This is a genomic window from Zoogloea oryzae, assembly GCF_030161255.1.
GTDB lineage: Bacteria > Pseudomonadota > Gammaproteobacteria > Burkholderiales > Rhodocyclaceae > Zoogloea > Zoogloea oryzae.
The window spans coordinates 1-2424 of sequence record NZ_BSPX01000164.1; the positions used below are offsets into that span (position 1 = coordinate 1).

Genomic DNA, 2424 nt, shown 5'->3' on the forward strand with positions numbered 1-2424 from the left:
CGCCCGGCGCTGGCCCGAAGCCGGGCGAGCCACCCCGCGGCGGGCGTCCGCCCTTCGACCGCCACGGCCCGCTGCCTCCCAGCCCGTGGGTGCCGATCACCACCGGGCTGATCGCCAGCGTGGTGTTCAGCGCGCTCCTGGCCTGGTATCTGGCGCGGCCGATCCGCAACCTGCGCTGGGCTTTCGGCGCGGTGGCGAATGGTCAGCTGGAGACCCGCGTCGGCCCGCTGATGGGCGCCCGGCGCGACGAGATCGCCGATCTGGGGGGCGACTTCGACCGCATGGCCCAGCAGATCCAGCACCTCATCGGGGCCCAGCGCCGCCTGCTCCACGACGTCTCCCACGAGCTGCGCACCCCGCTCACCCGCCTGCAGGCCGCCATCGGCCTGGCCCGGCAGGACCCGGCCAAGCTCGAGGCGACCCTCGACCGCATCGAGCGCGAGGCCGTGCGCCTCGACGAGCTGGTCGGCCAGCTCCTCACCATCGCCCGGCTCGATGCCGGCACCCGCGACAGCCGCAGCGAGCCGGTCGAGCTTTTCGATCTGGCCGCCGCCATCGCTGACGACGCCCGCTTCGAGGCCCACACCCGCGGCCGCGAGCTGAGCTTCACCGGCGATGGCGAGGCCGAAGGCGAGATGCGGGTCGAACTCGTCCAGCGTGCCTTCGAGAACGTGATCCGCAACGCGGTGAAATACACCGCTGAAGGCACCGTGGTGGAGGTGCGCGCGAGCGCAGCGGACGGGCACTTCGTGCTTACCGTGGCCGACCGCGGGCCCGGCGTGCCGGAGGCCGATCTGACCGCGATCTTCGAGCCCTTCTACCGCAGTCCCGCCGGGCAGTCGGCGGGGGGCTTCGGCCTCGGGCTGGCCATCGCGCGGCGGGCGGTGGAGGCCCACGGCGGGCACATCGCGGCCAGCAACCGCCCGGACGGTGGGCTGGTGATGGAGATCGTGCTGCCTTTCGGCCCCGCTGCTGCGGCGCAAAAAATGCCTTGAAAGAAAGTTGGGCGCAGCCGCGGCCTGCTGTTAGAATGCGCGCCGTGGCGGGTCTCCCCGCATAGCAGCGCGGTGAACCTGGTCAGGGCCGGAAGGCAGCAGCCACAGCCGTTCCCTGCTAGTGCCGGGGGTCGGGCTCGCCACCCCGAATTCGAGGGGCGTCCAGGCGGACGCCCCTTTTTACATTCGTCTGCCGTCCTTCGAGTCCGTCGGCCCGGCGCCGGCGCCTGATAGAATTCCGCCATGGCCTATCAAGTCCTTGCCCGCAAGTGGCGCCCGCGCAGTTTCGAGACGCTCGTCGGGCAGGAGCACGTGGTCCGTGCGCTGACCCACGCCCTCTCCACCGGTCGCCTCCACCACGCCTATCTCTTCACCGGCACCCGCGGTGTCGGCAAGACGACGATCTCGCGGATCCTCGCCAAGGCGCTCAACTGCGAAACCGGCGTCACGCCCACGCCGTGCAACCAGTGCGCCGCGTGCACGGCCATCGACGCCGACCGCTTTCCCGACTACGTCGAGATGGACGCCGCCTCCAACCGGGGCGTGGACGACATGGCCGCGCTGCTCGACCAGGCGGTGTATGCGCCGGTCCAGGGCCGCTACAAGGTCTACATGATCGACGAAGTGCACATGCTTACCGGGCATGCCTTCAACGCGATGCTGAAGACGCTTGAGGAGCCGCCCGAGCACGTCAAGTTCATCATCGCGACCACCGATCCCCAGAAGATCCCGGTCACCGTGCTGTCGCGCTGTCTGCAGTTCAACCTCAAGCAGATGCCGCCGGGCCACATCGTCGGCCACCTCACGCGGCTGCTCGAGGCCGAGGCCGTGCCCTTCGAGCCGGGCGCGCTGCGCCACATCGCCAAGGCCGCCAACGGCTCGATGCGCGATTCCCTGTCGCTGCTCGACCAGGCCATCGCCCACGGCGCCGGCAAGGTCGAGGAACAAGCCGTGCAGGACATGCTCGGCACGGTGGGCGACGATCACCTCTACGCCGTGCTGGATGCGCTGGTCGCCAACGACGTGGCCGCGCTGATGGCCGCCGTCGACGGCATGGAGGCGCGTAGCCTGTCCTTCGAATCCGCGCTTCAGTCGCTGGCCGCGCTGCTGCATCGCATCGCGCTGGTCCAGCTGGCGCCGGCGGCGGTTGCCGACGAGTTCGAAGCGGCCCGCCTCGCGCCCTACGCCCAGGCCTTCGACGCCGAGTTCCTGCAGCTTGCCTACCAGATCACCATCCACGGCCGCGACGAGCTGCCGCTGGCCCCCGACGAGACCACCGGTTTCTCGATGACCCTGCTGCGCCTCTTCGCCTTCCGCCCGGATCAGCCGGCCGGGCTGGGCGCGGTGATGGCGGGTGGCGGTGGTCAGGGGCAGGCGCGCCCGGTGCCGGCCCGTCCTGCGGCGCCCGCACCTGCCGCCCCGGCGCCTG

The 2424-nt window shown here is 71.0% G+C and carries 2 protein-coding genes and 1 other RNA gene; all 3 read left to right on the plus strand.

The window, feature by feature from the left end; translation table 11 throughout:
- On the plus strand, positions 1-995 hold a 995-nt coding region (locus tag QQK25_RS22680; protein WP_284189999.1), incomplete at its 5' end, for a HAMP domain-containing sensor histidine kinase.
- 46 nt (positions 996-1041) lie between these two features.
- Positions 1042-1140: signal recognition particle sRNA small type (ffs, locus tag QQK25_RS22685), an RNA gene on the plus strand.
- A gap of 98 nt (positions 1141-1238) precedes the next feature.
- Positions 1239-2424, plus strand: a 1186-nt coding sequence (dnaX, locus tag QQK25_RS22690; RefSeq protein WP_284190000.1) for a DNA polymerase III subunit gamma/tau, incomplete at its 3' end; no start/stop codon positions are given.